This is a genomic window from Nocardia sp. NPDC004573 (assembly GCF_053602135.1).
Genome location: NZ_JBSGDA010000020.1, coordinates 106,609 through 130,526, shown reverse-complemented (window position 1 = coordinate 130,526; position 23,918 = coordinate 106,609). Strand labels below are relative to the sequence as shown.

Genomic DNA, 23,918 nt, shown 5'->3' with positions numbered 1-23,918 from the left:
CAGCGGAGCATCGTGCGGCTCGTCCCGCTGAACAGTCGCAGCACGTCGCTGCGAGTTCTGGCGTGCGGTCGCCGTCCCGCCCACCCGCTGCGCGATCCGCACAGGTGCAGTCCGGCCGACGCCGCCGATCAGGCTGGCTCGCTGTGCACCGGGCCGCGCTTCTCGTACGTCGTCGGGTGCCGTCAGGCGCCGGTATTCGCGCCGGTCAGGTCGGCTTCCGCGAGCCGGGTGGTGCCCTGGGCCACCGCGCAGAGGACGGGTGCTCGGTCCGGGCTCTCCGCGTAGATCTCGCAGTGCGCGACCGCTTGGCGGCGCGTCGACCCGGTGACGGCTGCCTCGACGCGCAAGCGGTCGCCCGCGGCGGGGCGGAGGTAGGTGATCGTCACACCGCCGGTGAGCACGTTCGCGCCGAGAACCGTTCCGGCGGCGAAGGTGAGGGCGTTGTCGGCGGCGTAGGCGAGCACACCGCCGTGCGCGTAGCCGAACTGCTGGGTCAGTTCCGGGCGCAACGGGATGACCAGGGTGGCCGCGCCGTCGCCGAACGCGGTGATCTCGGTGCCCACCAGGGTGGCGAACGGCTGCGCGGCCAGGATCTTCTTGGCGCTGTCGAGGTCGAGGGTCATCGTGGTCGTCATCGGGAAACCTCCCCAGCGGCTGGGGTGCGATCGGCGGCGAGGGCGAGCCAGGCGGCGTCGGCCAGTTCGCCCGCGACTTCGGCCGGGGCGATACGCATCTCCCCGCCCAGCCACTGCCGCGTGTATTCCTGCGCCGGACCCAGCCACAGCGCGTAGACCAGGTCGATCGGAAGATCGCGCACCGTCCCGTATCCCGCGTGCGTGCGCCACCACCGCGTCACGTCCGAGAGGAAGCGGCGGTTGCTCTCGCTCTCGCGCACTCCTGGGGGCCGGGCGGAGGTGAGCACCGTCGCGCGGTACTGGTTTTCGCTCACCCATCGCAGATGCTCACGCACGCCGGCGGTGACGCCTTCGCGTGCGTCGGTGCTGTCGCCGACCACCGCCCAGAAGTGCGCTTGGTAGTCCGCCAGCGCGTTGGCCCATACCTGCCGGTACAGGTCGGCCTTGTCCGGGAAGTGGTGATAGAGCGCTCCGACGCTGGCGCCCGCCGCGTCCCGGATCTGGGCCAGGGTCGCGTCGAGGGCGCCGTGCTCGGCGAACTGGCGCTCGGCCGCCAACAGCAACCGATCTCGAATCTTCATAAGCAGAATTTAGTTCTGTTCTGCGCGTGGCGCAACGCTGGATGTCGCAGGCCTGCGGTAAGAACGAGAGGTGGCCAGATGGCTATTGCACGTCGATCTCGACCAGTTCCAGGCGGCGGTGGAATTCCGCCGGCATCCGGAACTGCGGGGACTGCCGGTCATCGTGGGCGGCCACGGCGATCCCACCGAACCGCGCAAGGTGGTGACCTGCGCGTCCTATCCGGCGCGCGCGTTCGGCGTGCGGGCCGGGATGCCGCTGCGCAGCGCGCAGCGCAAATGCCCCGAGGGCGTCTTCCTGCCTTTGGACATGGCCGCCTACGAGGACGCCTCCGACGAGGTCATGGCGCTGCTACGGACGTTTCCGGGACGGGTCGAGGTATGGGGCTGGGACGAGGCGTTCCTCGCCGCCGACACCGACGACCCGGAGGCCCTCGCACAGCAGGTGCGCGACGCCATCGCCGGACTGGACCTGACCTGCTCGATCGGCATCGGTGACAACAAGCTCACGGCCAAACTCGCGACCGGGTTCGCCAAGTCGGCGGGCAAGTCGTCGGCCGAGCCCGTCGCAGGCCCTGGCGTCGCCGCGGGCGTCTTTCGGCTGACCGCCGCGAACTGGGCCGAAGTGATGGCCCATCGACCGACGAACGCGCTGTGGGGTATCGGCAATCGGATCGCCGCACGGCTGGCCGAGCTCGGTATCCGAACCGTCGGCGACCTGATGGCGGCCGACCGGCAGCGTCTCGCCGCGGAGTTCGGTCCGAACACCGGGCCGTACTTCTGGGTGCTCGGCCACGGTAAGGGCGATACGGACGTCACCACGGAACCGCGAATCCCCGTAGGCCGCAGTAAGTCGGAGACCTTCCCGCACGATCTGACCGATCCCGGGGAGATCCGCGCCCAGGTCGCGCGGCTGGCCACCGAGGTCGCGGAGGAGATGGCCGCGGCGGGCCGGATCGCCGGACGCGTCGCCGTCACCGTGCGGACCAGCACCTTCTACACGCGCAGCAAACAGGAGAAACTGCCCGAACCGACCATCGACGTGGCGCGGATCGCCGAGACGGCACTGCGCATCATCGATCGGTTCGACCTCGACCGCCCGGTTCGCCTGCTCGGCGTCCGGCTGGAACTCCTGCCGCAGTAGCTCCCGGAGCCGTCCGGACACTCGTATGCTCGTCCGCATGGAGTTCTGGGCGATGGTGGCACACGAATCGGATAGCGGGATCGTCCTCACCCGGCAACAGGTCGGCGAGAATTTCCTCGGGCCGGGCGACGTGACGATCAAAGTGCACTACTCGAGCGCGAACTACAAGGACGGTTTGGCGATCACCAAGGGCGGCGGGGTGGTGCGCAACTACCCGATCGTGCCCGGCATCGATCTGGTGGGCGAGGTGGTCGAGTCCGCCGACGACGATTTCGCCCCCGGCGATCCGGTGATCGCGCACGGATACGACATCGGCGTCTCGCACAACGGCGGCTTCGCCGAGTACGCGAGGGTGCCCGCCGAATGGGTGGTCAAGCTGGAGGACCTGAGCCTTCGCGATGCGGCCGCGCTCGGCACCGCGGGCTTCACCGCGGCGCTGAGCGTGCAGGCGCTGCTCGATCGAGGCCTCACCCCGGACGCGGGCCCGGTGCTGGTCACCGGTGCGACCGGTGGGGTCGGCAGCGTGAGCATCGACATCCTCTCCGGACTCGGTTTCGAAGTCATCGCCTCCACCGGCAAGACCGACGCGGACGATCTGCTCAGCGAGATCGGCGCCAACGAGGTGATCGGCCGATTGCCGGAGCCGGATGCCAAACCGCGGCCGTTGACCAAGGCCAGGTGGGCCGCGGCCGTGGACAGCGTCGGCGGCGCCTCGCTCGCCTACATACTGAGCGCCATCGGCTACGGCGGCGTGGTCGCGGCGAGCGGGCTCACCGGCGGGTCCGAACTGCCCACCACGGTGATGCCGTTCATCCTGCGCGGTGTGGCGCTGGAGGGCATCGATTCGGTCAACCTCCCGATCGAGCGCCGCCGTGAAGTGTGGTCCCAGCTGGGCAAAGAGCTGCGCCCACCGCATCTTTCGACTCTGGAGAACTACGCTCCGATCACCGATGTGGAGCGGGTGTTGCACGCCATCCGCAACGGCAGCCACCGGGGCCGCACCGTGATCGGCGTCATGGGCGAATTCTGAGTGCGACCGATCAGCGAAGCCCGGCTCGACTCGTTCGAGCCGGGCTTCGTCGCCTAGGACGATCTCGACCGGATCACGCCGCGCGGGGGGAACACGCTGCCGCCGCCGAGAGCCCTGATCCGATACGGTTCTTCCGCATCCATCCCCGTGCTCGCTCCGGCCGAGAGGCGAACTTCGTTGTCCGCGAATCTGTTCTGGCGTTCGATGTCGATAGTGGCGGCGTCCGCGCTGCTCGCCGCGCCCCCATACAGCCGGGCCGATCCAGCGGCCGACGCGCAGCCCAACGGCCTGGACCGGTTCTATCACCAGACGCTCGAGTGGAAGCCGTGCGGCGTCGAGAATCTGGACAAGGCCGGTGGCGAGTGCGCGAACGTCCTGGCGCCGCTCGACTACGGACGGCCCGGCGATCGCACGATCACCGTGGCGATATCCCGGGTGAAGGCGGCCGATCCGGCGCGGCGGCGGGGCGTCCTGCTGTCGAACCCGGGCGGTCCCGGCGGCCCGGGCCTGGACAGCGTGGATCTGCTCGGTGACGTGCTGTCGCCGGACGTGCTGGCGAGTTACGACCTGATCGGCATGGACCCGCGCGGTGTCGGCGAATCCAGCAGTAGCCCACGTTGCGGGTGGCCGGTCGGCGAGATGATCCGGTCGGCGGGCCTGGATCCGCTGGGGTTCGTACACGACACCGTCCAGTCCGCGGGCATGGCCGCCACCTGCGTCGTTCGCGATCCGGAGCTGGTGCGGCAGTTCACCACCCGCAACACCGCGCGGGACATGGACATCGTCCGAGCCGCCTTGGACGAGCAGAAGATCAATTTCTACGGACTGTCCTACGGCACGTACCTCGGGGCGGTGTTCACGCAGATGTTCCCGGAGCGCAGTGATCGAGTCGTGCTCGACAGCGCGATCGACCCGGACCGCTACTGGACCGGTTTGGTCCAGGATTGGGGACCCGCGGACGAGATCGCCTTGGACGATTGGGCGGTGTGGGCCGCCGCCCGGGACGACGAATTCCGGCTCGGAGCGACGCCGCAGCAGGTGCGAGCGAAGGTCGAGGAGCTGGTTCGCGTCGTCAACCGCAAGCCGATCGTCATCGATGGTTTCGCGATCGACGACCACTGGCTGCCGTTCATCCTGCATGCCATGCTGTGGAACTTCCGGCTGAACGAACCGCTGGCCGCGACGGTGCGCGAGCTCGCCGACGACGCGGGCGGTCCGCCCACGACCTCGCGCACGCCGCGACTGCGCGCCATCGTGGCGGCGCTGCGCGACAACGAGAATTCCGTTTTGGCGCAGATCGCTTGCGGGGATGTCGCTGCGCCCATCGATCCCACCTGGTACTGGCGCAACATCGAGGAGAGCCGGCCCACGCAACCGGTGTTCGGCGCACTGGCGGGCAATATCCAGCCCTGTGCCTTCTGGCCTCGTCCGGTCGAACCGCCAACGGTGGTGCGGAACGCTGTGCCGGTGCTCATCGTGCAGGCGTCGGGCGATCCACGCACTCCCTACACCCATGCCGTCCGGCTGCACGAGTACCTGTCCGCGTCGCGGATGGTCACCTTGGAAGGCGTCCGTATCCACATGACATTCCGGCCCGAGCTGAGTAGTTGCGTGAACAATGCGATCAATGCCTACTTCGGCGCGGGAACCCTGCCGGACACGGACGCCACCTGTACCGCGGACCAGACGGCGAGTTAGCCGGAGGACCGATCAAGCCGCGGCCGTGACCGGTTCTTCGGCGAACTGGGTGCGGTAGAGCTCCGCGTAGCGGCCGTCGGCGTTCAGCAGCTGGGCGTGCGTACCGCGTTCCACGATCCGGCCCTCCTCCAGCACCAGGATCTGGTCGGCGGCGCGAATCGTGGACAACCGGTGTGCGATCACCAGCGCGGTCCGGCCCTCCAGCGCCTCGGACAGCGCTTCCTGCACCGCGGCTTCGGAGGTCGAGTCCAGCGACGCGGTGGCCTCGTCCAGGATCACCACGCGCGGCTGCTTGAGCAGCAGACGCGCGATGGTCAGGCGCTGGCGCTCACCGCCGGAGAGCCGGTAGCCGCGCTCGCCGACCACGGTCTTCAGCCCGTCCGGCAACGACGCGACCAGCTCGCGCAGCCGGGCGCGCTCCAGCGCGTCCCAGAGTTCGTCCTCGCCGGCCTCCGGCCGTGCCAGCAGCAGATTGGCCCGGATGGTGTCGTGGAACAGGTGTCCGTCCTGGGTGACGAGCCCCACCGATTCGCGGATCGACCGGGTGGTCAGCTCGCGTACGTCCACGCCGTTCAACCGCACCGCGCCGCTGTCGACGTCGTAGAGCCGCGAGACCAGCTGCGCGATGGTGGACTTGCCCGCGCCGGACGAGCCGACCAGCGCGATCAGCTGCCCGGGCTCGGCGCGCAGCGACACGTCGTGCAGCACCTCCACCCCGCCACGGGTATCCAGATTCGCCACGTCCTCCAGCGAGGCCAGCGACACCTTGTCGGCCGAGGGGTAGCCGAAACTCACCGCGTCCAGCTCCACCGCGACCGGGCCCGCCGGAACCGGCCGCGCCTCGGGCGCGTCCTCGATCAGCGGCTTCAGATCCAGTACTTCGAAGACGCGCTCGAAACTCACCAGCGCGGCCATGATCTCCATTCGGGCGCTGGCCAGCGCGGTCAGCGGTGTGTAGAGCCTGGTCAGCAGCAGCGACAGCGACACCACCGCGCCCGCGTCCAACTGCCCGCGCAGCGCATACCAGCCGCCCAGCCCGTACACCAGGGCGATCGCCAGCGCGGACACCAGCGTGAGCGAGGTGACGAAGACGGTCTGCAGCATCGCGGTGCGCACGCCGATGTCTCGCACCCGGCGGGCCCGCAGGGCGAACTCGTCGGACTCCTGCTCCGGACGGCCGAAGAGCTTGACCAGCGTCGCGCCCGGCGCGGAGAAACGCTCGGTCATCTGGGTGCTCATCGCCGCGTTCAGCCGGGCCGCTTCCCGCTGCATGTCCGCCAGGCGGTTGCCCATCCGGCGCGCCGGAAGCACGAACACCGGCAGCAATACCAGCGCGAGCAACGTGATCTGCCACGAGATGCTGAGCATCACCGCGAGTGTCAGCGCGAGGGTCACCAGGTTGGCCACCACGCCGGACAGGGTGTCGCTGAACGCGCGCTGCGCGCCGATGACGTCGTTGTTCAAGCGGCTGACCAGCGCGCCGGTCCTGGTCCGGGTGAAGAAGGCGACGGGCATCTTCTGCACGTGGTCGAACACGGCGGTGCGCAGATCGAGGATGAGCCCTTCACCGATCCGCGCCGACATCCATCGGATCGCCAGCCCGAGCCCCGCGTCGAACACCGCGAGCATCCCGATCACCAGCGCCAGCACGACCACCACCCGGGGCGCTGCGCCGCCGACGATGTCGTCGACCACCCGGCCCGCCAGCACCGGCGTCGCCACGGCGAGCCCGGCGGACACGACGCTGAACAGCAGGAACGCGCTGATCCTGCGGCGGTGCGGCGTCGCGAACCGGATGATGCGCTCGGCGGTGGCGAAGCGGAACGGCCGCTGTTCCTGCGGCGCGTTCGCCCGCCGGTACATCTGGCTCCACGCCACGGATTCGATGCTCACGTTGCTCTCCCTCTCGCTCCCCACCCCATCCAAGACCTGGCCACCGACACTAAGACCTCAACAATGGTTCAGCTCAAGTCGATTCCGGCGCGGCCTTTTCTCCCACAGCGAAACCGGCCACAGCCCGAACCGCCGGACCACGGCGTGCACGACGCTTTACGCATAGGCGCTGGAAAAACGAACACAGCTCGCTGGAAAATGACACCGTGACCGAGAACCGGATGGCGGCACTGCGCGGCACGATCGCGGGTGAGGTCGACAGCTCCGACCGACGGCGGGCGGAGTACTCCTCGGACGCGTCGAACTATCGGGTTCTCCCGGCCGCGGTCGTCTTCCCCCGGACCGATGAGGACGTCGCCCTCACCTTGGAATTCGCCCGCGGCGAGGGTCTTCCGGTGACCGCGCGAGGTGCGGGAACGTCGGTGGCGGGCAACGCGATCGGCCCCGGCCTGGTGCTCGAGTTCAGCAGGCATATGAACCGGATCGCCGCGATCGATCCGGCCGCCCGTGTGGCCACCGTGCAGCCGGGCGTGGTGCTGTCGGAATTGCAGCGGGCGGCGCGTCCGCACGGCCTGCGCTTCGGACCGGACCCTTCGACGCAGAATCGCTGCACGCTCGGCGGCATGATCGGCAACAACGCCTGCGGACCGCGTGCCGTCGCGTGGGGCCGCACCTCCGACACCGTGCGCGCGGTGCGCATCCTGGACGGCACGGGTACCGAACGCGCGCTGGCCGCCGACCTGTCGGCGGTGCCCGGCCTAGCGGAATTCGGCAGGGCCAATCTCGCGGTTCTGCGCACCGATCTGGGCCGCTTCGACCGGCAGGCGTCCGGATACGGCTTGGAGCATCTGCTCCCCGAACGGGGCGCGTCGGCGGCGAAGGCGTTCGTCGGCAGCGAGGGTACCTGCGGCTTGCTGCTGGACGCGACCGTCGATCTGGTCGCGCTTCCGGCGGCCACCGTGCTCACTGTGCTCGGCTACCCGGATATGGCCACGGCGGCCGACGACGTCTCCGCCGTGCTGGCCTGCGCGCCGATCGCGGTGGAAGGTATCGACGCGCGGCTGGTCGACGTGGTCCGGGCGCATCGGGGCACGGTGCCCGACCTGCCGCGCGGCGGCGGTTGGCTGTTCGTGGAGACCGCGGGCGAGACCCAGGCCGACGCGCTGGCCGTCGCACAGCGGCTGTGCCGGACCACGGGCGCGATGGACACCCGGATCGTCACCGATCCGGGGACGGCGGCGGCGCTCTGGCGGATCCGGGCCGATGGCGCGGGGCTGGCGGGTCGTACGCCCGATGGTCGGCCGGCGTGGCCGGGATGGGAGGACGCTGCCGTCCCACCCGCGCGGCTCGGCGCCTACCTGCGCGATTTCGCAGAACTCACCCGCGACCACGGTGTCGACGGGCTGTTGTACGGGCACATCGGCGACGGCTGCATCCACGTCCGCCTCGACCTCCCGATCGTCGACGCGCCGCGCCGTTTCCGCGCTTTCCTCTTCGACGCGGCGGAGCTGGTCGTGCGGTACGGCGGTTCGCTCTCCGGTGAGCACGGCGACGGCCGGGCCCGCTCGGAGCTGCTCTCGGTGATGTACTCCCCCGCAGTGCTCGACGTCTTCGCCGGATACAAGGCGTTGTTCGATCCCGGCGACGTCCTGAATCCCGGTGTGCTCGTCGCGCCCCGCGCGATCGACGCCGACCTGCGACTGGCCGGGTTGACCGGGGCCCGGCCATCGCTGGGGTACCCGCTGCCGGAAGACGACGGCGATGTCGCGGTCGCGGTTCATCGTTGCGTCGGCGTCGGCAAATGCCGCGCCGACGGCGGTTTCATGTGCCCGTCCTACCAGGCCACCCGGGACGAGAAGGACAGCACGCGCGGGCGGGCGAGGGTGTTGCAGGAGGTGGTGCGCGGCGCGCTGCCGTGGTCGTCGGAGGCTGTGGCGCAGTCGCTGGACCTGTGCCTGTCCTGCCGGGCGTGCCGGTCGGACTGTCCGGCGGGCGTGGACATGGCCACCTACAAGTCGGAGACGCTGTATCGCCGCTACCGCCATCGGCTGCGCCCGATCGATCACTACTCGCTGGGCCGGCTGCCCCGCTGGCTGTCGGCCGCGAGCCGGTTGCCGCGGATCGTCAACGCACTGGCAGGCCGGGGCGCGCTGCGTCGAGTCGGTCTGCGCGCGGCGGGCATCGACCCGCGTCGTGACGTGCCGCGCTTGGCCCTGCGCGGCTTTCGCCGGATCTGGCGCGATCTGGATGAGGGCGCTGCCCTGGCCGAGTCGGCCTATGCGCCCGAGGAGCGCAGCCGTGGTCGCTGGGAAGTCATGCTGTGGATCGATACCTTCACCGACGCGTTCGATCCGGAGATCGCACTGGCGGCGGCTCGGTTGCTGACCACCTTGGGCTACCGCGTCCGGATTCCCGAGCGACGGGTCTGCTGTGGATTGACCTGGATCAGCACCGGGCAGCTCGACGGCGCCCGCGCGCGGCTGCGGGCCACTCTCGCCGCGCTGGAAGAGCACGTGAGCGCGGGCGGCGTGATCGTCGGACTGGAGCCGTCGTGCACCGCCGTCCTGCGCGCGGACCTGACCGAACTGTTGCCGGAGGATCCGCGGTCCGCGCCCACCGCCGCGGCGGTACGCACCTTGGCCGAGTTCCTGGCCGAGCAGCCGACCTGGCGGCCGCCGCGGCGAACCGGGCAGTCGGTGGTGGTCCAGCCGCATTGTCACCAGTACGCGATTCTAGGTTTCGACGCCGAACGCCGGTTATTAGCCAGTATGGGCGTGCGGGTGACGGAAATCACTGGATGCTGCGGTCTGGCGGGAAATTTCGGCATGCAGCGAGGCCATTACGACATTTCGGTCGCGGTGGCTGAGAACGGCATGCTCCCCGCGCTGCGCGCCGCGGGCGAGGACGCGATCTTCCTCGCCGACGGCTTCTCCTGTCGCACCCAGGCCGCTGCCCTGGCCGGGCGAGAGGCGCGGCACCTCGCACAGTTTCTCCTGGAGGAATAGGCCTTTCGGGCCTCGCTCGCGATCCGAGCGGGGTGCGCCGCGCGCTCAGCTGCCGAACGGCAGGGTGCCCGGCGGGATCTGGTAGCCCGAGCTGCCCGCGAAAATCCCACCCCAGGCGTTGAGCAACCAGTTGAGCAGATTGGTGATCATCAGACAACCTCCGTCATCGCTACAGCCAGCTATTTGCCGAACGAAATCAATATCGTCGCGAATCACGTTTCGTTACAACCGATTGCGAAACTATAATCATGCGTGATCGATATGAGAAGAGTTATGGGTGTGATGATAATCCGTCGCGCCCGGGCGGAGGGTGATGCGGCGCCGCGCGCCGCACCGGGCAGAATGAGGCCGGTGCGCAGCGTGACGGTCGAACCGGGAGCGAGCCGGACCCTCATGACGGATCGGCCGATCGATCTGGCGTGCACCCTGGCCCCGCTCGGCCGCGGCACAGGTGACCCGTGCCACCGGGTGACCGCCGACGGCGCGCATTGGCATGCCGCCCGCCTGCCGACCGGGCCGGTCACCTATCGGTTGACGCAGTCCGGCCCGGGCGCGGTGCATGCCGGCGCTTGGGGGCCGGGTGCGGAGGAATTCCTCGCGGGTCTCGACCACATGCTCTGCCTGGACGAGGATGTCTCGGCGTTCCGCCCGGATCACCCGAAGCTCGTCGATGCCCATCGCCGGTTTCCGGGCCTGCGCATGTTGCGCACGGGCCTGGTATTCGAAGCTTTGGTACCGGCCGTGCTGGAGCAGAAGGTGCACACCGTGTCCGCGCGGGCATCGTGGCGGAAACTGGTGCGGCAGTTCGGTGAACCGGCGCCGGGCCCGGCACCGGACGGAATGCGGTTGCCGCCGGACGCCGACACCTGGCGGCGGATTCCCTCCTGGGTCTACCACCGGGCCAACGTCGGACCGCAGCGCGCGCAGACCATCGTGCGCGCGGCGCGGATCGCCGAGTCGCTGGAGCGCGCCGCGCGGGTCGATCCGGCGGAGGCGGCACGCATGCTGTGCAGCGTTCCCGGTATCGGGGTGTGGACAGCCGCGGAAATCGCCCAGCGGGCTTTCGGCGACGCGGATGCGCTGTCGGTCGGCGATTACCATCTCGCCGCCGCGGTGGGCTGGACCCTGCTCGGCCGTCCGATCGATGACGACGCGATGGTGGAATATCTGGAACCGCTGCGTCCGCACCGCTATCGCGCGATCCGCCTGCTGGAAATCAGCGGCCACTTCCACAAACCGAAGTTCGGTCCGCGCACCGCTCTCACCGACCACAGTTGGCATTGAGTCACAGCAGTTAACACAAGTCCCATCGGCGACTACTTTTCCGCAATTTTGGCCAGTCTTTATCCGTCGTTCCTCGCCTGGGCAAAGCAAAACTATAGGTAGTCGCGTCACACTCGGCCATCGCCACATTCATATCGGTACGCGAGGTCGCTGCGGTCGGATAGCAGGCGCTTCGGTATGGCGCGCACCTCATTGTCGATCGAACCGCACAACTGCAGGGGGTTGTTCAGTGGAGCAGAGGCCACCAGGGGATACACCGCGGTCCAGATGCCAGTTCTACCGGCGCGAATGTGATCTGCCCGCCGTGGTCGATCCACCCGAGTTGGGCCGCATCGTGATGCGAGCCGGGTCGGTGTGGGCGTTGACCATGCCGAGCGGTCTGGGGCAGGCGGTCAAGGCGCACCTGCAGAGCAAGAGCGTCCGGCTCGGGCCGATCCTGGCGCACCCGCGGTCGAACCGATGGACTTTCCTGATCGCCCCGGACCTGCCGGAGAACGATACCCGCTTGTTCGCGGAGTTGTTCCGGCTGAACGTGTCGGTCTCCCGGACCGGATCGACGATCGCGTTGCCGTCGCCGACCGCCGCGGTCGGCTCGATCCGATCCTGGATCGTGCCGCCGCGAAACCGATTTCGGCCCTCCGGCCGGGTGGTTGTCGCGGCCATCCGCGCATGGGCGGAGCCTGCGCCGCGCCGCCGCTGAGAACGGCGGTACCCGGGACAACTATCAGCCTCGATCATCGAGGCACGAAGCCGATTTCGGCCGGTTTTCCGCCCGACTGCGCCGGTCGGCGGCGGTACTATCGGGCGCGCGTGAATGCGTCCGGCGACAGCGCTGGGTTCTCGGTCCGTAAACGTCTGCCGCAGCAGACAGCGAAGGAGTCCAATTCGTGAGCATTCAAGGCAACGCGAACATCGACCTGACCGGCGCCACGTGGCGAAGGGCGGGGGAAGGGGCGGGCAACGACAGCGTCGAGATCGCGCTGCTGGCCGACGGACACGTGGGAATGCGCAACGGGAAGGATCCGGACGGGCCGGTGCTGATCTTCACGCCCGCGGAGTGGGCCGCCTTCACCGCGGGCGTGCAGGACGGCGAGTTCGACCGGCCACGATAAGGCACGACGGCCTGGCGAAAATCACGGAATGACACATATTCGGCAACGAAAAGACGTTTGCCGAGGCCGGAGGCGGGTAGCCCGTATGCGTGGACCGTGGGCTCAAGAGTTCCCATCCCCGGTACCGGAAATTGCGGCCGGACGATTGGGTGGAATGGCTGATCGTCGCGCTGTTGTTCGCGGTGGCGGCGGTCGGAGTCTTCGTCCTCACCAGCTCAGTGCTGTCGGCGTTGCTCGTCGGCCTGCTGGTGTGGATCGTGGCCCTCGGTGTCGTGGCCATGTTGTAAGGGTGCGCCGACCGGCCGGGGATCACCCCGGCCGGTGGTCCGGCGCTATCGCCGAAACAGCTTGTTACCCAGCCAGACCAGCGGGTCGTACTTGCGGTCGGCCACCCGCTCCTTCATCGGGATCAACGCGTTGTCGGTGATCTTGATGTGCTCCGGGCAGACCTCGGTGCAGCATTTGGTGATATTGCACAGACCGAGTCCCTGCTCGTCCTGGGCGAGGTCGGCGCGGTCGCCGACATCCAGCGGATGCATCTCCAATTCCGCGATGCGCATCAAATAGCGCGGCCCCGCGAACGCTTTCTTGTTCTCCTCGTGGTCGCGCACCACGTGACAGGTGTTCTGACACAGGAAGCATTCGATGCACTTGCGGAATTCCTGCGACCGTTCCACGTCGACCTGCTTCATCCGGTACTCGCCCGGTTTCAGATCGGCGGGCGGCGTGAAGGAGGGGATCTCGCGCGCCTTCTCGTAATTGAACGACACGTCCGTCACGAGATCCTTGATCACGGGGAAGGTGCGCATCGGCGTCACCGTGATCACTTCGTCCTCGGTGAAGGTGGACATCCGCGTCATGCACAGCAGCCGCGGCCGCCCGTTCACCTCGGCGGAACAGGAACCGCATTTGCCCGCCTTGCAGTTCCAGCGCACCGCCAGGTCGGGCGCCTGAGTGGCCTGTAGCCGGTGGATGATGTCGAGCACCACCTCGCCCTCGTTCACCAGCACGGTGAAATCCTGCAGTTCTCCGCCGTCGAGATCGCCGCGCCAGACGCGGAATTTGGCGTCGTAACCCATCGTTACGCCTCTCGCTCCGTCGAATGCCCGGCCGCGGCCGGGTGCCCGGCGAGTTCATCCGGGGTGTAGTACTTCTCGAGCTCGCCGAGATCGAAAAGGGCGAGCAGATCCGATCGCATTGGTTGCTGGTCCTTGCGCGTCACGGTGACACCGGGGATCGGATCGCCGGCCGTGTCCGGATCGACCGCGCAGACCAGCAGTTTGTTGCGCCAATCCGGATCCATCGACGGGTAGTCGTCCCGGGTGTGCCCGCCGCGGCTCTCGGTGCGCAACAGCGCCGCGTGCGCCACGCATTCGCTGACCAGCAGCATGTTCTGCATGTCGAGCGCGAGATGCCAGCCGGGATTGAACTGGCGGTGGCCCTCCACGGTCACCTGCCGGAACCGGGCGCGCAACTGGGCGAGCTTGTCGATCGCCTCGCGCACCTCGTGTTCCTTGCGAATGATGCCGACCAGGTCGTTCATCGTCTGCTGCAGATCGGTGTGCAGGGTGTAGGGGTTCTCGCCCTTGCCGTCGGCGGGCGGATCGAACGGCGCTACCGCGGCCTTCGCGGCCTTCGTGACATCGTCGTCCGCGACCGACGGCCGCTCGCCGAGTTGTTCCACGTAAGCGGCGGCTCCGAGTCCGGCCCGGCGACCGAATACCAGCAGGTCGGACAGCGAATTCCCGCCCAGTCGATTCGATCCGTGCATGCCGCCGGAGCACTCGCCCGCGGCGAACAGCCCGGGTACCGTGGCCGCACCGGTGTCCGGATCGACCTCGACGCCGCCCATCACGTAATGGCAGGTCGGCCCGACCTCCATCGGCTCCTTGGTGATGTCCACGTCCGCGAGCTCTTTGAACTGATGGTGCATCGAAGGGAGCCGACGCACGATTTCCTCGGCGGGCATCCGGGAGGCGATGTCGAGGAAGACGCCCCCGTGCTCGGTGCCGCGCCCCGCCTTGACCTCTTCGTTGATGGCGCGGGCGACCTCGTCACGCGGCAGCAGGTCCGGCGTGCGGCGTGCGGAGTCGTTGTCGCGCAGCCATTGGTCGGCCTCTTCCTCGGTCTCCGCGTACTGACCCTTGAAGACCGGCGGAATGTAGTCGAACATGAACCGCTTGCCCTCGGTGTTCTTCAGCACCCCGCCGTCGCCGCGCACGCCCTCGGTGACCAGGATGCCCTTCACGCTGGGCGGCCAGACCATGCCGGTCGGATGGAACTGCAGGAATTCCATGTTGATCAGTGTCGCGCCCGCGCGCAGCGCCAGCGCGTGCCCGTCGCCGGTGTATTCCCAGGAGTTCGAGGTCACCTTGTACGACTTGCCGATGCCACCGGTGGCCAGCACCACCGCGGGGGTCTCGAACAGGATGAAGCGTCCGGATTCGCGCCAGTAGCCGAAGGCGCCGGAGATGCGGTCACCGTCCTTGAGCAATTCGGTGATGGTGCACTCGGCGAACACCTTGATGCGTTTCTCGTAGTCGCCGGTCTCGGCGAAATCCTCCTGTTGCAGCGAGACGATCTTCTGCTGCATGGTGCGGATGATCTCGAGGCCGGTCCGGTCGCCGACGTGGGCGAGCCGCGGGTAGGTGTGACCGCCGAAGTTGCGCTGGCTGATGCGGCCGTCCGGGGTGCGGTCGAACAGCGCCCCGTATGTCTCCAGTTCCCACACCCGATCGGGCGCCTCCTGGGCATGCAATTCGGCCATGCGCCAGTTGTTGAGGAACTTGCCGCCGCGCATCGTGTCCCGGAAGTGGACCTGCCAATTGTCCTTCTCGTTGGCGTTGCCCATCGACGCCGCGCAGCCGCCCTCGGCCATCACCGTGTGGGCCTTGCCGAACAGCGATTTGCACACCACCGCGACGGACAGCCCGTGCTCCCTGGCTTCGATGACCGCTCGCAATCCGGCGCCGCCCGCTCCGATCACGACTACGTCGTACTTGTGCCGTTCCACTTCTGCCATGCAGAGAAACTCCTCGATGAGGCGGTCAGTCGATGAACCGCAGATCCGAAATCGTTTGGCTGGCAACCAACATGACGTAGAAGTCGGTCAGCACGAGAGTGCCGAGAGTGGTCCAGGCCAGCGCCATGTGCCGGGTGTTCAGCTTGGAGACCTGCGTCCAGAACCAGTAGCGCACCGGATGCGCGGAGAAGTGCTTGAGCCGCCCGCCGGCGATATGCCTGCACGAGTGGCACGACAGCGTGTACGCCCACAGCAGGATCACGTTGACCAGCAGCACGATATTGCCGAGGCCGAAACCGAAGCCTCCGGATTTGCCGTGGAACGCGACGATGGCGTCATAGGTGTTGATCACCGAAACCACCAGGGCAACATAGAAGAAGTAGCGGTGGGCGTTCTGGATGATCAGCGGCAGTTTGGTCTCGCCGGTGTACTTGCCGTGCGGCTCGGCCACAGCGCAGGCGGGCGGTGAGAACCACACCGACCGGTAGTAGGCCTTGCGATAGTAGTAGCAGGTCAGGCGGAATCCGAGCAGGAAGGGCAGCACCACGAAGCCGAGTGGCAGGATCGCGGGCAGCTCCCCGAACGGCGTCCCGAAATGACTCGAACCCGCCACGCAGGAGGTGCTCAGGCAGGGTGAGTAGAACGGGGTGAGGTAGTGGTAATCCGGAACCCAATATGCCGTGCGCACATACGATCTGATCGTCGCGTAGATGACGAACGCGGCGAGTCCGAGCACCGTGACGAGTGGGGGGATCCACCATCGGTCGGTGCGCAATGTGCGTTCCGAGATTCGGGCCCTTGTTCTGCTGAATACGCCGGTGCCCGCTTCCGGGGCGGCGGTCGGTGCGGCACTCACTGGTGGATGCCTCGCTGATCTTGTGTGCGGGTGGTCATCGTTACCTCCGCAATCGAATGTGATGCTGAGCACCATACGACACGTCCGCTATTGATCGAACGGGGTCTCGACCAACTCGCCCCGCCGTCAACCGTATGATTTGCGCCACATTCGGAGTGCCGCTTGATTGCTTACGCCGAGGAGCGGGCCAACCGGACTTTTCGAACTCGACTCGCGCCGAACGGATTTCGGGTGGGGCCGTCACCGCTGTCCGGCAGGGGCGATACGAGCCCGTGGCAACGGCCCGTCCGGATTTCTGGTAGGCGGATCGAGTCCAGGAACTGGGCAGTGTTTCGACGTGGCCCGCGGGTGACGTGTGATCGGGGCGTCGAAACGGCGTCGGCCGGTCGCTCGACAGCGCCGGATCCGCCATCGACGATGACTTTCGAGGGCGGTGGAAGCGCCGACGCCGTGGGAATTCGCGGCCACGGCATGCATACGTCCTCGGTCGGAGAGCCGCGGCCGGCTGGCACACCCGCAGGGTCCCGCGACCGCGAATTGTCTCGGTCGAGTTCCGTCATGTCCGCGGCTCTCGTCGATGCCGTACCGATGGTGGCAACTCGCGGACTCCGCGGCCCGGAGGTCAGAGCGCTCGGCAGCCATCACGGCGTGCCCGAGGGGCCGGTCGCCCCGCATGGTCGGGGCGCGAGCGGACCGCGATGGGCGGCTCGCACCGCCCATCCGGAAATTACTTCGTCCGCGGCCGAGAGTGAAAGCCCAGCCCCTCGTCCTGCGCGCCCATCCAGGCGGCCTCGTCCGACTTGCTGTCCGGCACGTAGATGACGTCCGGTGCACTGCGCTGGACCGCGGGCGGCGGTGACTGCTCGAGTTCGTCGGCGTCGATGGCGAGCCGCTCGAGGTCGTTCTCCAGCCTGCGGACCGTGCTGGCATCGCCGTACTGGTTACGCAGTACGCCGATGGATTGCCGGAGTTGGCCGACCGCGTAGCGTAGTTCCGCAAATTCGCTGCGAGTCATCGATACCTCCTGAATTCCCTGGCGGACATGCGAACTCGGTACCGTGGCGCGCGGTTGCCCTTCTGCCTTGAGCCGCGCGGTACCGAGTTGTGTGACCCACCGCACAACGTGATCTACAACACAGTACCGAAAGAATCCGCTCCTGGCTCCTCCCAGGGGAAAATCCGATGATTGCCGCCCGGTTGCCGTAGTCAGCCCGCGGCGGCATACCCGGTGCAGGCGCGCGCCGCGGCGACGGCGCGTTCGGTGAGTCCGGCGATGGACAGCGCGACCTCTTCGGCCCGTTCCAGCATCACACTGTGTCCGGCGCCTTCCAGGCGGACCAGTTCGGCGCCGGTCAGTTGGGAAGCCAGGGCTACCGAGTGTGCGAAGGGGAAGATGATGTCCGCCGAGCCGGCCAGCACCAGCACGGGGACGGCGTCGAGGCGGCGCAGAGTCGCCGTCTCGTCGAAAGTGATCAGCGAGTGCAGAAAGCCGGTCATGGTCACCAGCGGCGTGTCGTTGAGCATCGCCGTGGCCAGCGCGGCCACCCGCGGGTTCACCTTCCTGGTGCCGAACTCGGCATCGCGCAGGACCGGCGCGAACAAGCGGCGGGTCAGGTGCCTGGAAGCCTGCACCACGCGCGGTGCCCGGGCGACGGCGGCTTGCAGTGAGTTCACCGTCCGTCGGTGGAGCAGGCGGGCCAGTCCGACCTCGGTGATTCCGGCGGCCGCTGCGGCGAGCAGCCCGACACCGGCGATCCGCGTGCCGATCGCCTCCGGGTACAGCCGGGCATAGGCGAGCACCGCCATCGCGCCCATCGAGTGGCCGACCAGGATCACCGGCCCGGTCGGCGCGACCGTCCGCAGCACGGTGTCCAGGTCGTGGCCGAGCTGCTCGATGGTGTAGGTCGACGGATGCGCCGCACCGGACGCGCCGTGACCGCGATGGTCGTAGAACACCATCCTGGTGTTCTCGCCCCATCGCCGCAGCAGGTGCTCGCGCAGGTAGAACCAGGATTCGGTGCGCAAGCAGTGTCCGTGGACGAAGACGACGGTCGTGGCGGCGTCATCGGCGCCGAAGACGCGGACCGCGAGGGGAATGCCGTCCCCGGCCGACACCGTGACGCGGTGACCGTCGTGATCGGCGGCGCGGCGGGCGATAGTGGTGGACATGGCACTCTCCTGTGGGCGAGGCGCATGATCGGCGCTTCCTGCCCAGTTGTCGGACTGGATTTCCGCGCCGTTACCGGCCCACACCTGCCGTTATGGACACGTTGTCCAACCGAGGCTGCCGGTCGATCCAACAGCGCTCGCCGCCCCGCACAGGAAAATCTACGGAATGATAGTTCAGCGACTAGATTCCTTTAGATTTAGATCCTCGGTGCGACGAGGAGAATCTGCGTCTTTCTAGGAGAAATCCGATACCGGTAAATATTGCGAGAGCGAGGGTCCGTCGCACGCGCTTCGCCCGCGACGGACCCGCTGCTTCGCTCAGGCCTCCGCGCGCGGACGTGTCGGCGGTAGGAAGGGCCGCAGGAGGTTCTCCTCGGTCGATGCGCCCATCTGCCATTCGGCGATCCAGGGCCCGGTCCCCTCGCTCGGATCGAGGACGCCGCTCTCCAGCCACTCGTACCGGCCGTCGAGCACGCCGCGGGTGAGGGTGCGGTCGTCATCGTCGGTGTTCTCCCACAGTGCGTCGAACAACCGGCGTACGCGCAGCCGCGACTGCCTGCAGAAGACGTCGGCCAGTTCCTCGGCCGCCTTGCCTTCCGCCGCGTCCGCGGCGAGCAATGCCTGGGCCCGCACGCAGGCCGCCGACATCGCGAACAACTCGGCGCCGATGTCCACGATCCGGCCGAGGAAGTTCTGCCGGTACTCCAGGCCCGCCTGCCAGCGGCCCATCGCGTACATCAGCGACCTCGCCTGCTTGCGCGAGCTGCGCTCGACGAATCGCAGGTGCCGGGCGAGCACGCCGAATTCGGTGTATGCCGCGGGCACCGTCCCCGCGCCGACCGCGAGCTGCGGGAACCACTTGGCGTAGAAACCCGTCGCGCCGACCGCCGCCTTCGCCTTGTCCTTGAACTCGGCCTTGCGGTCGACCAGCGCGCCCGCGGCCGCCATGTGCGCATCGGCCATCTCCCTGGCGATCAGCAGTCGCATGATCTCGCTGGAGCCTTCGAAGATGCGGTTGATCCGCAGATCGCGCACCAGCTGCTCGGCGGGCACGGCCCGTTCGCCCCGCGCGGCGAGCGAAGCCGCCGTCTCGTAGCCCCGGCCGCCCCGGATCTGCACGAGTTCGTCGGCGATCTGACAACTCATCTCACTGGCCCACAGCTTGGCCAGCGCCGCCTCGATCCGGATGTCGTTGCGGCCTTCGTCGGACATGGTGGCCGACAGGTCGAGCGCCGCTTCCAGGGCGAACGTCGTCGCCGCGATGAACGAGATCTTCTGGCCCACGGCCGCGTGCTCACCGACCGGCCTGCCCCACTGCACGCGCTGGGTGCTCCACTCCCGCGCGATCTTCAACGACCACTTGGCGGCCGCGGTGCACATCGCGGGGATGGCCAGCCGGCCCGCGTTCAGGGTGGTGAGCGCGATCTTGAGGCCGTCGCCCTCCCGGCCGATCAGGTTGCGCTTGGGCACCCGGACGTCGTGCATGCGGGTCAAGCCGTTCTCGATGCCGCGCAAGCCCATGAAGGAGTTGCGCCGCTCCACGGTGATGCCAGGGGAATCGGCTTCGACCACGAACGCCGAGATGCCGCCGCGGTGCCCCTCGCTCTTGGGCACCCGCGCCATCACCACCAGCAGCTCGGCGACCACGCCGTTGGTTGTCCACAGTTTCACGCCGTTGAGCAGGTAGGCCTCACCATCGTCGGTCGGCGTCGCGGTGCTGGCCATCCGGGCCGGGTCGGAACCGACATCGGGCTCGGTGAGCAGGAACGCGCTGACCGCCCCGGCGGCGCAGCGCGGCAGGAATTCGGCCTTCTGCTCGTCGGTGCCTGCCAGCTTGAGCGGCTCGGGCACCCCGATGGACTGATGCGCCGACAGCAGTACGCCGAGGCTCGGGTGCGTCGAACCGGCCAGCATCAGCGCGCGGTTGTAACCGACCTGGGAAAGTCCCTGGCCGCCATAGGATTGCGGGATCTTCAAGCCGAAGCAGCCGAGTTCGGCCAGGCCCTTGACGTACTCGTCCGGGATCCGGTCCTCCGCTTCGATCACCGATCCGTCGATCGACTCGCACAGCTTCCGCAGCCGGGACAGGAACGCGTCGGTGCGCTCGGCGTCCTCGGGACCGGGCTGCGGATACGGATGGATGAGATCGAGCCGGAACCGTCCCAGGAACATCTCCTTGGCGAAGGATGGCTTGACCCAGCTCGTTTCGCGGGACTCCTCGACCAGTGCGCGGGCCTGCTCTTCGGTGGCGTCGACTTTCGCGGCTGTCGCCATGATGTCCTCCCTCGGACGTGATCAGGATCACATCCGAGTGTAGGAGGGTTTGTTACCCATCGGTAGGGCTGCCGTTCGAGATAAATCTACGAATATCTAGTGATCTTGAAAGACGGGTGAATAGTCGGCAATCAGCCGCAGGACGTCTGGCCGGGCGATCACACCGAGCGCAAGTAGCGGCCGAAGTGCGGGACCGTGAAGCCGATGGTGCCGCGCTCGGCGGAATAGATGAGACCTTTCTTGATCAGACCGTCACGGGCGGGCGAGAGCGATGCCGGCTTGCGGCCGAGTTCGTTGGCCACCGCCGCGGTCGCCACCGGTCCGTCGTCGCCGGCCAGGTCGGCCATGGCGCGCATGTATTCGCGTTCGGCGGGCGTAGCTCGCTCGTAACGGGAACCGAAGAACCCGACCGCGAGCTCCTCTTCCGCGGTGGGTGAGGCCACCTCGACGTCCTCGGCCGTGATCGGGCTCTCCGGGGCCTGATCCCAGGCGGCCTTCCCGTACGACTGCACGAAATACGGATAGCCATCGGCCTTGTCGTACAGCGCATCCAGCGCCTCGTCGGTGAACTTCACGTCTTCGCGCTGGGCGGGCGCGATCAGCGCTTGGTCGGCGGATTCCCGGTCCAGCCGGTCGATCCGGTGATAGCTGAATAGTCGCTCCGAGTAGCTCTTCGACGCGGACAGCACGGCGGGCAAGTGTGGGAGGCCCGCGCCGACCACGATCAGCGGCGCGGCGTCCTGACTCAGTTCGTGGCACGCGCCGCAGATCGCGGAGATGTCGGCGGGGCCGAGATCCTGCATCTCGTCGATGAAGATCGCGATGCCGACGCCGATATCGCCGGCCAGCGCCGCCGCCTCGACGAGCAACTCCACCAGATCGATCTCGATATCGCCGGAATCGGCCCGGCCGCTCACCGCCGGTACATCGATGCCGGGTTGCCAGCGTTCCCGCATGCCCTTGTCGGCGGTGGCGCGCAGGGCGAAAGCCTTGAGGATGCCGAGGAAGTCGTCCACCCGCTCCGGATTTCGGTGCGCCGTCGCGATCGCCCGCGCCGCCATGTGCAACGCCGAGGACAGCGGGCGGCGCAGTTCCTGGTCCGGCCGCGCTTCGATTTTGCCGGTGCCCCAGCCGCGCGAGATCGCGGCGGAGCGAAGCTGGTTGAGCAGCACCGTTTTACCGACGCCGCGCAAGCCGGTGAGCATGACGCTGCGCTCCGGGCGGCCACGTGCGACGCGTTCGAGAACGATGTCGAAAGCGGTGAGTTGCTTGTCGCGCCCAGCCAATTCGGGCGGGCGCTGTCCGGCTCCGGGAGCATACGGATTCCGCACGGGGTCCATGCCCGGACACCGTAGCGCGTTTCGTCCGGATAATCTGACCGCATCTACGGCGTGTCCTAGAAAGCCCTAGCGGCCGGTATTGCACTATTGCTCTCGCCGCCGGTTCCCTAGGCTGGCGGCGGTTCGCCAGAACGGTCGCGCGCCACGGCGCGGGAGAACGGAGGGGCATGTCCGACGAACCGACGCCAGCGGGCCTCGCGGAAGTGGTCGGGTCCTGGAACGTCCCCGCGGGCGCCACGGTAGCCCAGCGCATCCGGTCCAACATTCTCGTCGCGATCGAACGCGGCTACGACGATCCCCAATTGGTCGCCGATCTCGCGGTCGGTCCGCTGGTCATGGCGCTCGGCCAACTCGAGGTCGAACTGGCCGAGGCGCGCCGCAGGATCGACGAGCTCGAGCGCGCGGTGCACCGCGGGCAGTGCTGAGCGCGGTTGTCCTCTCCGTGACCTCGGCCGAGCGGTGAGATCTCCGCGTGACCCGGGCCCTCGCACCCGTTTCCCCTTGAGGGTGCAGCGATACCCGCGGTGATGGAAAAGATGCTGCTCTGTGCGCTGGACAACATCGCGTCGGCACCGTAATCTCTTCGTGACTTAGTGGAACAAGTCGCTTCGTAAGTGAAACGGCGCCACTAGTTACCGCCTAAACGACTGTCGGGGCCAACCGGTCTCGGTCGTCGTGCCGGGGACCCACAGGTTCGTCTGGGGTGAATCCTCGCGGCCATGCCGGTCGTGGGGTAGGGCCGCTCTCCCGGCCCGAACCCGTCAGCTAACCCGGTCGGCGGGAGAGCAGCAAGATCGGAGACGTAGCTCGGTGGGTAAACACAGCTTGCAACGGGATTCTCGGGTTCCGAATTCCGTCAAGGGTGCGATTGTCATGGGTGCGGTGGCCGCGACCGGCGCCATGCCCGCGATTCCGGCCATGGCCGCGACCATCAACGTTCCCGGTGTCGGCAATTTCGACGTTCCGCAAGAATGGGAACAGCCGGTTCAGCAGCTCAATCAGCAGATCCAGCAGGCGCTCGCGGCCGCTCCCGCCGCCCCTCCCCAGGCGCCGCAAGAGGTCGCTCCCCAGGCTCCCAACTTCGCGCCCATGCTGCCGGGCCTGTTCGGTCAGCAGCAGAACAACTCCCCGGGCGACATCGCCCTCGACGCCGCCAGGACCAAGGTCGGCGCTCAGTACTCGTGGGGCGCCGCGGGTCCCCGTTCCTTCGACTGCTCCGGGCTCGTCCAGTGGGCGTTCCGCCAGGCGGGCATCGAACTCCCCCGCACAAGCTTCGAGCAGTCGCACGTCGGCGCTCCGGTGGCCTACCACGACCTGAAGCCGGGTGACATCGTCATCACCAACGGCGGCGGTCACGTCGGCATCTACGCGGGCGACAACAAACTCCTGAACGCGGTGCAGACGGGTACGCCGGTGTCCTACACGCCGCTGCGCCCCGACATGGTGGTCACCGCACGCCGTATCGTCTGACGAGTGGCCCGCGCCGAATCCGGCATCCAGAGCAGCGCTACCCAGGCCCGCGTCGACTCGTGGACCTGGGCGGTGCGCCTGTTCAAGACCAGATCCGCTGCCGCGGAAGCCTGTCGTGGTGGACATGTCCGGGTGAACGGCGCGACGGCCAAGCCCGCGCAGTCCGTGCGTCCCGGTGATGAGGTCCGCATCCGGGCGGGCGGCGTCGAACGTATCGTCATCGTGGAGCGGATCGTCACCAAACGCGTCGGCGCTCCGATCGCCGCGCAATGCTTGATCGATCGCAGTCCGCCCCCTCCCCCGCGCGAGATAGTGGCGAGCATGCCTCGTCGCGATCGCGGTGCGGGGCGGCCCACCAAGCGTGAGCGTCGCGAGACCGATCGGCTCATGGGCCGACCAGAGCACTGA

General features: G+C 68.0%; 21 protein-coding genes and 1 riboswitch. Of the genes, 11 read left to right on the top strand and 10 right to left on the bottom strand.

Annotated elements, in window-relative coordinates; all coding sequences use genetic code 11:
• Nucleotides 1–182 precede the first annotated feature (182 nt).
• Nucleotides 183–635, bottom strand: coding sequence for a PaaI family thioesterase (locus tag ACWEKR_RS26595; protein ID WP_195090824.1), 453 nt, complete (start codon nucleotides 633–635; stop codon nucleotides 183–185).
• Nucleotides 632–1,216 (bottom strand): TetR/AcrR family transcriptional regulator, encoded by a 585-nt coding sequence (locus tag ACWEKR_RS26590; RefSeq protein ID WP_452356782.1) that lies wholly within the window; start codon nucleotides 1,214–1,216, stop codon nucleotides 632–634. Before ACWEKR_RS26590 ends, ACWEKR_RS26595 begins: the two co-directional genes overlap by 4 nt.
• A gap of 70 nt (nucleotides 1,217–1,286) precedes the next feature.
• Between ACWEKR_RS26590 and ACWEKR_RS26585 the strand changes: the two genes are divergently transcribed.
• The 3 genes from ACWEKR_RS26585 to ACWEKR_RS26575 all read left to right on the top strand — a co-directional run bounded on the left by ACWEKR_RS26585 (nucleotide 1,287) and on the right by ACWEKR_RS26575 (nucleotide 5,085).
• A complete protein-coding gene (locus ACWEKR_RS26585; protein WP_452356781.1) occupies nucleotides 1,287–2,357 on the top strand; it encodes a DNA polymerase IV in 1,071 nt (356 codons plus the stop codon).
• Nucleotides 2,358–2,394: 37 nt separating this feature from the next.
• Nucleotides 2,395–3,387, top strand: coding sequence for an oxidoreductase (locus tag ACWEKR_RS26580; protein WP_452356780.1), 993 nt, complete (start codon nucleotides 2,395–2,397; stop codon nucleotides 3,385–3,387).
• A 177-nt stretch (nucleotides 3,388–3,564) separates the two neighbouring features.
• Complete coding sequence (locus ACWEKR_RS26575; protein ID WP_452356779.1) at nucleotides 3,565–5,085, top strand: alpha/beta hydrolase; 1,521 nt, start codon at nucleotides 3,565–3,567, stop codon at nucleotides 5,083–5,085.
• 12 nt (nucleotides 5,086–5,097) lie between these two features.
• Here ACWEKR_RS26575 and ACWEKR_RS26570 read toward each other — a convergent pair whose 3' ends face one another.
• Nucleotides 5,098–6,978, bottom strand: a complete 1,881-nt coding sequence (locus ACWEKR_RS26570; RefSeq protein ID WP_452356778.1) for an ABC transporter ATP-binding protein — start codon at nucleotides 6,976–6,978, stop codon at nucleotides 5,098–5,100.
• 221 nt (nucleotides 6,979–7,199) lie between these two features.
• On the opposite strand from ACWEKR_RS26570, the gene ACWEKR_RS26565 reads away from it, so the two are divergent.
• From ACWEKR_RS26565 to ACWEKR_RS26545, 5 genes are all read left to right on the top strand, one after another.
• Entirely contained in the window at nucleotides 7,200–9,983 is a 2,784-nt protein-coding gene (locus tag ACWEKR_RS26565; RefSeq protein WP_452356798.1) for an FAD-binding and (Fe-S)-binding domain-containing protein, read from the top strand.
• 342 nt (nucleotides 9,984–10,325) lie between these two features.
• Complete coding sequence (locus ACWEKR_RS26560; protein ID WP_452356797.1) at nucleotides 10,326–11,267, top strand: DNA-3-methyladenine glycosylase family protein; 942 nt, start codon at nucleotides 10,326–10,328, stop codon at nucleotides 11,265–11,267.
• 304 nt (nucleotides 11,268–11,571) lie between these two features.
• Nucleotides 11,572–11,967 (top strand): DNA-directed RNA polymerase subunit beta, encoded by a 396-nt coding sequence (locus ACWEKR_RS26555; RefSeq protein WP_324198386.1) that lies wholly within the window; start codon nucleotides 11,572–11,574, stop codon nucleotides 11,965–11,967.
• A 187-nt stretch (nucleotides 11,968–12,154) separates the two neighbouring features.
• Nucleotides 12,155–12,379 (top strand): DUF397 domain-containing protein, encoded by a 225-nt coding sequence (locus tag ACWEKR_RS26550; RefSeq protein ID WP_159841066.1) that lies wholly within the window; start codon nucleotides 12,155–12,157, stop codon nucleotides 12,377–12,379.
• A gap of 89 nt (nucleotides 12,380–12,468) precedes the next feature.
• Nucleotides 12,469–12,666: a hypothetical protein gene (locus ACWEKR_RS26545; RefSeq protein WP_452356777.1), complete on the top strand. Its 198-nt coding sequence runs from the start codon at nucleotides 12,469–12,471 to the stop codon at nucleotides 12,664–12,666.
• A 45-nt stretch (nucleotides 12,667–12,711) separates the two neighbouring features.
• On the opposite strand, the gene ACWEKR_RS26540 is transcribed toward ACWEKR_RS26545, so the two are convergent.
• From ACWEKR_RS26540 to ACWEKR_RS26510, 7 genes are all read right to left on the bottom strand, one after another.
• Nucleotides 12,712–13,458, bottom strand: coding sequence for a succinate dehydrogenase/fumarate reductase iron-sulfur subunit (locus ACWEKR_RS26540; RefSeq protein ID WP_159841070.1), 747 nt, complete (start codon nucleotides 13,456–13,458; stop codon nucleotides 12,712–12,714).
• A gap of 2 nt (nucleotides 13,459–13,460) precedes the next feature.
• Entirely contained in the window at nucleotides 13,461–15,401 is a 1,941-nt protein-coding gene (locus ACWEKR_RS26535; protein WP_452356776.1) for a fumarate reductase/succinate dehydrogenase flavoprotein subunit, read from the bottom strand.
• A gap of 25 nt (nucleotides 15,402–15,426) precedes the next feature.
• On the bottom strand, nucleotides 15,427–16,257 hold the full coding sequence (locus tag ACWEKR_RS26530) for a hypothetical protein (protein WP_159841074.1): 831 nt from the start codon (nucleotides 16,255–16,257) through the stop codon (nucleotides 15,427–15,429).
• 727 nt (nucleotides 16,258–16,984) lie between these two features.
• Entirely contained in the window at nucleotides 16,985–17,272 is a 288-nt protein-coding gene (locus ACWEKR_RS26525) for a hypothetical protein (RefSeq protein ID WP_452356775.1), read from the bottom strand.
• 191 nt (nucleotides 17,273–17,463) lie between these two features.
• The gene (locus ACWEKR_RS26520; RefSeq protein WP_452356774.1) at nucleotides 17,464–18,426 is read right to left on the bottom strand and encodes an alpha/beta fold hydrolase; all 963 of its coding nucleotides are present in this window, start codon (nucleotides 18,424–18,426) and stop codon (nucleotides 17,464–17,466) included.
• Nucleotides 18,427–18,744: 318 nt separating this feature from the next.
• Complete coding sequence (locus ACWEKR_RS26515; protein ID WP_452356773.1) at nucleotides 18,745–20,700, bottom strand: acyl-CoA dehydrogenase family protein; 1,956 nt, start codon at nucleotides 20,698–20,700, stop codon at nucleotides 18,745–18,747.
• Between the two features lie 158 nt (nucleotides 20,701–20,858).
• Nucleotides 20,859–22,040 carry an AAA family ATPase gene (locus tag ACWEKR_RS26510; protein WP_452356772.1) on the bottom strand — a complete coding sequence of 394 codons (1,182 nt, stop codon included), beginning with the start codon at nucleotides 22,038–22,040 and terminating at the stop codon, nucleotides 20,859–20,861.
• A gap of 167 nt (nucleotides 22,041–22,207) precedes the next feature.
• On the opposite strand from ACWEKR_RS26510, the gene ACWEKR_RS26505 reads away from it, so the two are divergent.
• From ACWEKR_RS26505 to ACWEKR_RS26495, 3 genes are all read left to right on the top strand, one after another.
• A complete protein-coding gene (locus tag ACWEKR_RS26505; RefSeq protein ID WP_452356771.1) occupies nucleotides 22,208–22,465 on the top strand; it encodes a hypothetical protein in 258 nt (85 codons plus the stop codon).
• Nucleotides 22,466–22,666: 201 nt separating this feature from the next.
• A riboswitch (cyclic di-AMP (ydaO/yuaA leader) is annotated at nucleotides 22,667–22,835 on the top strand.
• Between the two features lie 78 nt (nucleotides 22,836–22,913).
• Complete coding sequence (locus ACWEKR_RS26500; protein ID WP_452356770.1) at nucleotides 22,914–23,510, top strand: C40 family peptidase; 597 nt, start codon at nucleotides 22,914–22,916, stop codon at nucleotides 23,508–23,510.
• 3 nt (nucleotides 23,511–23,513) lie between these two features.
• Complete coding sequence (locus ACWEKR_RS26495; protein ID WP_452356769.1) at nucleotides 23,514–23,918, top strand: RNA-binding S4 domain-containing protein; 405 nt, start codon at nucleotides 23,514–23,516, stop codon at nucleotides 23,916–23,918.